The organism is Yersinia sp. 1252 StPb PI, assembly GCF_048593885.1.
In the GTDB taxonomy this organism is placed as follows: domain Bacteria; phylum Pseudomonadota; class Gammaproteobacteria; order Enterobacterales; family Enterobacteriaceae; genus Yersinia; species Yersinia enterocolitica_E.
In genome coordinates this window covers 1-8,006 of record NZ_JAZGQE010000195.1, presented here as the reverse complement: position 1 = coordinate 8,006, position 8,006 = coordinate 1, and the positions used below count along the sequence as shown (strand labels likewise).

Below are 8,006 nucleotides of genomic sequence, written 5' to 3'. Positions count from 1 at the left end.
ATGTGCAGGTGTTACCAATGCCTACATATTGACTTTATGGCTCTGTGCAGTTCTCAGCTTGTCCTTTGGTATTTTAATGGCAAGAAGCAACATGCATTTGTATTTTAAAACAACTTTTACGCGGTATTTACTTTGATTTTTTCAAAGCAAATCAGCGTATTAAATTTTAATTGTGTATAAAGGAATCACGTAATGAAACTGAATAAAACTGTCTTGGCTGCTGCTCTGGTATTAGGTTTTGCTTCTATGGCTAACGCTGCTGATCAAGGCCACGGTACTGTGACTTTCAATGGTTCAATCATTGATGCACCTTGCTCAATCGCAGCAGGTTCAGATGCACAGACTGTTGAAATGGGCCAGATCTCTAACGTGGCACTGCAGAATGGCGGCAAATCAACTGCACAAGATTTCAAAATCAAACTGGAAAACTGTGACATCACTACTCTGCAATCTGTAACCACCACTTTCGGCGGTGCAGAATCAGCAGCAGTACCTGGCCTGCTGGGCATTACTGGTGTAGCTGAAGGCGCTGGTATCGCTATCGTTGATGGTTCAGGTACCGTTATTACTCTGGGCCAAGCAACTGCTGAGCAGACTCTGGTTACTGGTAACAACACCCTGGCATTCTCTGCTTACCTGCAAGGTAGCACTGCATCTGACGCTATCAAACCAGGCAACTTCTCAAGCGTTGCTGATTTCACCCTGGCTTACCAATAAGTCACCCTTTTCTAATTGGACATGCGGATTTTTCCGCATGTCTTTTTCTCTTGAGAAAGATACGTATTGGATGAGTTAGGTGATTTATGTTCAGGTCATTTTTTTTGATAGTGCTTCCTTCCTTACTGATGGCGTCATTGCTGAGCTTACCGGTAACGGCAGATCCCATGAAAACAGCCTGGGGCCGCGTGAGTATGGAAGGAAGTATTACTGATACTGCTTGTGCGATAGATCCCGGGAGCTTGGAACAAACCATCGATATGGCGATTTTGCCTATTGGTAAATTGGTTCAGAACGGCGCAGGGGATGAACACCCGTTTGAGATTCGGTTGTTGCATTGCACGATAGCTCACCCTGATCCAGATAAGTCGAACCAGCAGCATTTTGTTGTGACATTTGACGGTGCCGCGGACGGTAATAATTTTGCGGTTAATGGTGAAGCCGAAGGAGTGGCAATGCAAATTATTGATGATAAAGGCAATGTTTCGACGCCAGGGGTGGCATCACCGGAGATCAATATAATTCCTGCTGATATGAAACTCAATTATGCCCTGCGGTTAGTGGGCAATGGTAAGACACTGCGTGCTGGAACTTATCATTCTAGCGTTCGTTTCAAATTGGATTATTACTGATTTCAATGAGTAAGGTGACATATCCCATGGTATCCGCTCGTTCCATCACCTCCGGTTTTGCCCGTCGTGATTTATTGCGAATTTTGATTGCAGTTGCATTAAGTGGCAATGCTTATGGAGCGCAAGCCCGTGATGATATTCAGTTTAATACCGATGTGCTGGATACCAAGGATCGCGCTAATTTTGACCTGAGTCAGTTCTCCCAACGCGGCTACATCATGCCTGGGCACTATAACTTATTGGTTAGTATGAATAAGCAGGAGCTCAGCGAACAGCCGGTTGTGTTCTACGTCTCAGAAAAAGATCCTAATAAAAGTGAGGCGTGTTTAACACCCCAGTTAATTGAGTTGCTGGCATTGAAAGAAGACAGCTTCCAAAAGCTGACCTGGTCGCGTGATGGGGAGTGTCTCGATATCAGCAGCTTACCCGGTCTGACCGTGGAAGGTGATTTGGCGAAGTCAGCACTGCACCTGAGTGTGCCGCAAGCCTGGCTGGAATACAGCGAACCCGATTGGGATCCTCCTTCTCGTTGGGAGGATGGTATTCCCGGTGTGCTGTTCGATTACAACTTGTTAGGGCAATTGAACCGCCAGGAAACGAACAATACCAATAACAACTCGTTAAGCGGGAACGGGACCACCGGCGCTAACTTGGGTGCCTGGCGATTCCGTGCTGATTGGCAAACGCGGGTTGACCAATCATCGGGTTCATCGACTGAGCGTCAGTGGGATTGGAGCCGCTATTACGCCTATCGCGCTATCCCGAGTTTGGGTGCCAAGTTGACGTTGGGTGAAGATTTTCTGAACTCCGCCATCTTTGATAGCTTCCGCTTTAGCGGCGCTAGTCTGGCGACCGATGACAATATGTTACCGCCTAATTTGCGTGGCTATGCCCCTGAAATTACTGGTGTTGCCCGTACCAACGCGCGAGTTGTTGTGAGTCAGCAAGGGCGTGTGTTGAGTGAAACACTGGTCGCTGCCGGTCCTTTCCGTATTCAGAACTTGAACAGTTTTGTTTCCGGCACGCTGGATGTGCGGGTCGAGGAACTTGACGGACAAGTTCAACAATTCCAAGTGAATACCGCCAGTATTCCTTATCTGACCCGCCCTGGCATGGTGCGCTATCGCATGGCTGCCGGTAAGCCTTCGGATATCGGACATCGGTCTGAAGGGCCAGTATTTGGTACCGGGGAATTCTCCTGGGGGATCAATAGCGGCTGGTCATTGTTTGGTGGTGGGATCAGTGGTGAAAACGAATATCAAGCGGCATCCATCGGGGTTGGCCGTGATTTGATGGAATTTGGTGCCGTATCGGTTGATATGACCCAATCTTGGGCCAATTTACCCGAGCAAGGTACGTTGAGTGGCGGCTCTTACCGAGTCAACTATTCGAAAAACTTTCAGGAAACAGGCAGTCAGGTGACATTTGCTGGCTATCGCTTCTCTGAACGTAACTTTATGAGCATGACTGAATATCTCGACGCGCGTTATCGCAACAATGACGTGGGTGGCAATAAAGAGATGTACACCATCAGCTTCAACCAGCAATTTCAAGATCTGGGGCTGAGCGCGTATCTGAACTATAGCCATCAGACCTATTGGGATCGCTCGGCGAATGACCGCTATAACCTGTCGCTCTCGCGTTATTTTGATATCGGTAAAGTGAAAAACGTCAGTTTGACCTTCTCGGCTTACCGTAACCGCTATAACGAAAGCAATGACGATGGCGTGTATCTCTCCATGTCGATGCCGTTTGGTAACAGCGCAACAATCAGTTATAGCGCGACGGTGAGTGGTCGTGAACACAGTCAGCGAGTGGGTTATACCGATCGTCTGGATGCTCACAACAACTACCAGATCAATACCGGCGTAGCACGTAGCGGCGCGCTAGTCAGTGGTAACTATAACCACATAGGTAATAGTGCGGATATCAATGCCAACGCCAGCTATCAGGAAGGACAATACTCTTCTGTTGGTTTAGGTATTCAGGGCGGGGGAACTATCACCCCTGAAGGCGGGGCTTTGCATCGGGTTAATACCCTTGGCGGCACTCGCTTGTTACTCGATACCCAAGGGGTATCCGGCGTTCCGGTTCAGGGATATGGCTCATCGATACAGACTAACCAGTTTGGTAAAGCTGTGGTCGGTGATGTGAATAGCTACTACCGCAATCGGGCCAGTATAGATATCGATAACCTGGCAGACGATGTTGAAGCCAGAGGAACCATAGCCCAGGTCACATTGACTGAAGGTGCTATTGGTTATCGCCGCTTTAATGTGATTTCCGGCGAAAAAGCGATGGCCATGATACGCATGGCAGATGGCACATCACCGCCATTTGGGGCCACCGTGTTAAATGAAAATCAGCAAGAGACCGGCATTGTTAACGACGACGGTTCCACCTATCTCAGTGGGATCAAAGCCGGTGAAACCATGTCAGTACACTGGAATGGGAAGGCGCAATGCAGCATCACTCTGCCGCAGGCTCTTTCTCCAGCAATACTGGCGAATCTACTGTTGCCTTGCCAGCCAATAGCGACGGGGGATAAACCTCCGGTGTCGCAGTAGAAAGGTTTGGTAATGAACCTGCGGGTAACCGCCCGTTCAGCTAAGTGAAAACGATCGGCGCCACCAGGTTCTGACAAGATTAATTCGAAGGAAAAGGTAATGAAATTGAATAACAAACTGCGTATCACCGCGATTTTGGTGACGGCACTTATGGCTCAGCAAGCAACAGCAGCGATTGCACTGGACAGAACCCGGGCGATTCTTAATGGCGGCGATAAGTCGATCAGCTTGAACATCAGCAACCAGAATAAGGAGCTACCTTATCTGGCGCAGGGATGGATTGAAGATGAGCAGGGTAACAAAATCAATTCACCGTTGACGGTAGTTCCACCGGTTCAGCGAGTAGAGCCTGGCGCGATGAGTCAGTTAAAAATACAAAGCTTGCCTGCGGTGAGTCAGTTGGCGCAAGACCGGGAAACCTTGTTCTATTTTAACCTGCGTGAAATTCCACCGCGGTCGGACAAGCCCAATACTTTGCAGATTGCACTGCAAACGCGCATCAAACTTTTCTACCGCCCAGTTAGCATCGTGCCACAAAAGGCTGATATGTCGACACCTTGGCAAGAGAAGTTACAGCTGACTCGTCAGGGTGATCGTTATCAGGTTAATAACCCAACGCCGTATTACATCACGTTGGTCGATGCCAGTGACGGCAAAGCCGGGAAAACAGCAGCCGACTTCAAGCCGCTGATGATCGCACCAAAAGCGCAAAGCATGTTGGATGTCAGTGCCGCCGCATTGGGCAGCAAACCGGTACTAACTTATGTCAATGATTTTGGTGGTCGTCCCAAGCTGATCTTTAGCTGTTCGGGGAGCACGTGTTCTGTGGTTGAAAGCATCAAGTAACGGTGTATTTCAGGGCGCTGCATAAGAAAAATACTGGGCGGGTGTCAGGCTGAACGATGAATAAGGAATATGGGATGACTGTTGTTTGTAAGGGAATAGTTACCCGGCGGGCCATGACGTCCATCTTTGGGATGACAGCCATCGTAGGGACAGCGGCCGCAGTGATGACTATGTTGTTTAGTAGCTCAGCATGGGCATTAAATAAGTCTGCGACAGTCAATGTCTCAGTCACTATTTTTGCCGCACCGCCTTGCGAGATTAACAGTAACAACACTATCAACGTTAATTTTGGCGATACCGTCCTGACATCAAATATTGATGGTAGCAACTACATGCAGCCGGTGAATTATACGTTGAACTGTACTTCGGCCGCCTCTAATGCACTGAAATTAAGCATTAATGGTAATGGGGCAAATTTTGATACCAGTGTCTTGAAAACGAGTAATTCAGGTCTGGGGATCAAGTTGATACGTAATGGGCAGTCATTCCCACTGAATACGGCATCCAACTTTACTTATCCGAATGTTCCTGTATTGCAGGCGGTACCGGTTAAACAAACAAATGCAACGTTGAGCACGGGCTATTTTTCCGGCACAGCGACCCTGGTTGTGGAGTACCAGTAATGAAAATTAATTCACTGATTTCACGCTGTTCCATTGCGGTGGTACTGACTCTCGGCAGTACGTTGGCCTATGCGGACAACATGCTGTTTTCCGGCACATTAATTAATCCTCCACCCTGCGTGATTAACAATACCGGCACTATCCTTGTCGGTTTTGGCAATGATGTTCTGACTTCGCGGGTTGATGGCACTCAGTATATGCAGCCGGTGACCTATACATTGAATTGTACTGGGGCGGTATCCAATGCGCTGAAAATGACAATTAAAGGAAACGGTGCGGGTTTTGATTCCAGTGTCTTGAGCACGAATAATTCGGCGCTGGGGATCAAATTGCTACGTAATGATCAAGCATTGTCACTGAATAGTGCTTTCACCTTTTCCTATCCGACTATCCCGGTGCTGAAGGCCGTACCGGTCAAACAACCCGGTGCAACGTTGAGCGCGGGAGATTTTTACGGTACAGCGACCATGGTTGTGGAGTATCAGTAATGAAAAACGGATCACTGATATCGCGTTGTTCCATTGCGGTGGTACTGACACTGAGTAGCACGCTGGTGTATGCGGATGACGTATTGTTCACGGGGACATTAATTAACCCCGCCCCTTGTGTGATTAATGGGGGAAATACGATAGATGTGCCTTTCGGGGAAAATCTGGGCGTGAACAAGATTGATGGTATTAATTATACCCAGGATGTGCCTTACAGCATGACCTGCGAAACAACCAGTAGCAGTTTGGAATTAGGTCTAACGATTGTCAGTGCATCGGTTACTACATTTGACCCCGCAGCGATACAAACCGATGTTCAGGATCTGGGTATTCGTTTACTGAAAAACGGTGTTCCTTTTGCACTTAATACCCGTGTTGCTTATGACAAAAATAACCCACCGGTACTTAAGGCTGTACCTGTTAAAGCTGCTGGGGCAACATTAAGTGAAGGAAGTTTTGAGGCTACCGCTACTTTATTAGTGGATTATCAATAGGATCAAATGATGACTAATTTAAATCTGCTGATGCGCCGTGGGCGAGCTATTTTAAGTATTCTAATTCTGAATTTATTTTGGATGATACCGGTATCGGCCGCTGACAATATGCGTTTTCATGGCGCCTTGGTCGCAGAGCCTTGCACTATTCGTCCCGGTGATGAAGCTATTAGTTTGAATTTTGGCACTATCGTCGATAAATATCTGTATTCGAATCAGCGTACATCAGGCAAACAGTTTCAACTACATCTGGTCGATTGCGATATCAGCTTAGGTACGACAGCCAACATTGTATTTACTGGTAATGATAGTGTTAATTTACCAGGGTTATTGGCGGTTGATGGCAGTGATGTTGGAATCGCGATTGGTCTTGAAACAATGGCGGGGACACCTCTGTATCTGAATCAGTCGAGTGACGATATTGCACTTGATACAGGTAATAACGTTATTACCTTGAAAGCTTATGTTCGGGGTGAACCCGAGGCGATATCTCAACGTACTATTAAGCGCGGTGAGTTCAATGCGGTCGCAACATTTAATCTGCAATATTATTAATGGGATCTCCCCTCTAATCTTATTTCAATACGAATATGTTAACGCTGAAACTCATTATCAACAGCTTAAATGCCGATATGCGGATAGAGACAATGGAACTTAAACGAATGACAAAGCCTAATATGCGACTAAGTCATAAATATTGCTGGCTAATTGCTTGCGTGCTGTTTTTATTTCCACTTTATAGCCAGGCCAGTGCTTGGGTTTCGACGCAAACGCGGGTAGGGCAGCAATACCAAGGAACATTCTCTTGGCCGAGCGAAGAAATGCAGGGGACACTTTGTACTGCTGCATCTTGTTCTGTGGCGATATGTCACTACTCGACGGCGGCCAATGCTGAAATATGTGGTAACCCATCCAATGCCTTGACGCGAGTTATTGTTTCTCAAGGGGCAACGGCAGAGGTGATGAGAGCAGCCTTTATTGCTAAAAATGGGGTGTCGGGAAGTTGGAGTACTGTGACACCTGACCCATTGCGTGCGGCTGGTAGCTGCTTTGGTGTGATGTATTGGCAAGGTTCGAATGATGGTAATACCAGTGGTAGGGTTATTCCCGGCTCTTATTGTGGCACGGTTCCACCGACCCCGGAAACCTGTGAAATCACCGGTGATGTCTATATCAATTATGGTTCACTTAATCAGCAAAATGTTGATGGTGCAATAAAAAGTGAGCCATTAAACATCAAATGTACGGTTAGCACATCGGTGATATTGACACTGGTAGGTGGCAAAAGTATCAATCTTGGACAAAACGGTAAACTGACTTCAACATTAAAAGTGTCAGGTCAAGACTTGTCCAGTGGTGTCACAGTCACCGCCCCCGTTGGGCAGACAGGTTTCCCGATTGAATCAACACTTCATTCGGTGGGATTACCTGATGCGGGTACGTTTAGTGGTAGTGGGGTGGTTATTATGTCCTACCTCTAAATACAAAATTATATGTACTCATTGGCTGAGTACATGATTATTGTGAATATAAAATAGCGTTTTAAATTCGCTACTTTTATATTCACAACTTGGGTTGCTTTACTGTTATTTAATTATAGCGGCGGGCTCCCGTGGCATTTATTTATATATTGGTTTAA

At 47.0% G+C, this 8,006-nt stretch carries 9 protein-coding genes; all 9 read left to right on the top strand.

The window, feature by feature from the left end:
- Positions 1-192: 192 nt before the first annotated feature.
- The 9 genes from V2A85_RS20095 to V2A85_RS20055 all read left to right on the top strand — a co-directional run bounded on the left by V2A85_RS20095 (position 193) and on the right by V2A85_RS20055 (position 7,848).
- Positions 193-717, top strand: coding sequence for a fimbrial protein (locus V2A85_RS20095; RefSeq protein ID WP_372558068.1), 525 nt, complete (start codon positions 193-195; stop codon positions 715-717).
- Positions 718-845: 128 nt separating this feature from the next.
- A complete protein-coding gene (locus V2A85_RS20090) occupies positions 846-1,349 on the top strand; it encodes a fimbrial protein (protein WP_372559825.1) in 504 nt (167 codons plus the stop codon).
- Between the two features lie 26 nt (positions 1,350-1,375).
- Positions 1,376-3,916 carry an outer membrane usher protein gene (locus V2A85_RS20085; protein ID WP_420072182.1) on the top strand — a complete coding sequence of 847 codons (2,541 nt, stop codon included), beginning with the start codon at positions 1,376-1,378 and terminating at the stop codon, positions 3,914-3,916.
- Between the two features lie 99 nt (positions 3,917-4,015).
- Positions 4,016-4,762 carry a fimbria/pilus periplasmic chaperone gene (locus V2A85_RS20080; protein WP_372568708.1) on the top strand — a complete coding sequence of 249 codons (747 nt, stop codon included), beginning with the start codon at positions 4,016-4,018 and terminating at the stop codon, positions 4,760-4,762.
- Between the two features lie 74 nt (positions 4,763-4,836).
- The gene (locus V2A85_RS20075; RefSeq protein WP_372559826.1) at positions 4,837-5,385 is read left to right on the top strand and encodes a fimbrial protein; all 549 of its coding nucleotides are present in this window, start codon (positions 4,837-4,839) and stop codon (positions 5,383-5,385) included.
- Positions 5,385-5,873, top strand: a complete 489-nt coding sequence (locus tag V2A85_RS20070) for a fimbrial protein (protein ID WP_083160371.1) — start codon at positions 5,385-5,387, stop codon at positions 5,871-5,873. The genes V2A85_RS20075 and V2A85_RS20070 overlap by 1 nt, the downstream gene beginning before the upstream one ends.
- Positions 5,873-6,367 carry a fimbrial protein gene (locus V2A85_RS20065; RefSeq protein WP_372558071.1) on the top strand — a complete coding sequence of 165 codons (495 nt, stop codon included), beginning with the start codon at positions 5,873-5,875 and terminating at the stop codon, positions 6,365-6,367. Before V2A85_RS20070 ends, V2A85_RS20065 begins: the two co-directional genes overlap by 1 nt.
- 9 nt (positions 6,368-6,376) lie before the next feature.
- On the top strand, positions 6,377-6,922 hold the full coding sequence (locus tag V2A85_RS20060) for a fimbrial protein (RefSeq protein ID WP_083160367.1): 546 nt from the start codon (positions 6,377-6,379) through the stop codon (positions 6,920-6,922).
- Between the two features lie 92 nt (positions 6,923-7,014).
- Positions 7,015-7,848 carry an exotoxin gene (locus tag V2A85_RS20055; RefSeq protein ID WP_420072181.1) on the top strand — a complete coding sequence of 278 codons (834 nt, stop codon included), beginning with the start codon at positions 7,015-7,017 and terminating at the stop codon, positions 7,846-7,848.
- Positions 7,849-8,006 lie beyond the last annotated feature (158 nt).

Excerpts from the sequence above, each read along its gene's own strand:
- V2A85_RS20095 (WP_372558068.1), top strand. The coding sequence starts at position 193 with ATGAAACTGAATAAAACTGTCTTGGCTGCTGCTCTGGTATTAGGTTTT.
- V2A85_RS20090 (WP_372559825.1), top strand. The coding sequence starts at position 846 with ATGGCGTCATTGCTGAGCTTACCGGTAACGGCAGATCCCATGAAAACA.
- V2A85_RS20085 (WP_420072182.1), top strand. The coding sequence starts at position 1,376 with ATGGTATCCGCTCGTTCCATCACCTCCGGTTTTGCCCGTCGTGATTTA.
- V2A85_RS20080 (WP_372568708.1), top strand. The coding sequence starts at position 4,016 with ATGAAATTGAATAACAAACTGCGTATCACCGCGATTTTGGTGACGGCA.
- V2A85_RS20075 (WP_372559826.1), top strand. The coding sequence starts at position 4,837 with ATGACTGTTGTTTGTAAGGGAATAGTTACCCGGCGGGCCATGACGTCC.
- V2A85_RS20070 (WP_083160371.1), top strand. The coding sequence starts at position 5,385 with ATGAAAATTAATTCACTGATTTCACGCTGTTCCATTGCGGTGGTACTG.
- V2A85_RS20065 (WP_372558071.1), top strand. The coding sequence starts at position 5,873 with ATGAAAAACGGATCACTGATATCGCGTTGTTCCATTGCGGTGGTACTG.
- V2A85_RS20060 (WP_083160367.1), top strand. The coding sequence starts at position 6,377 with ATGACTAATTTAAATCTGCTGATGCGCCGTGGGCGAGCTATTTTAAGT.
- V2A85_RS20055 (WP_420072181.1), top strand. The coding sequence starts at position 7,015 with ATGGAACTTAAACGAATGACAAAGCCTAATATGCGACTAAGTCATAAA.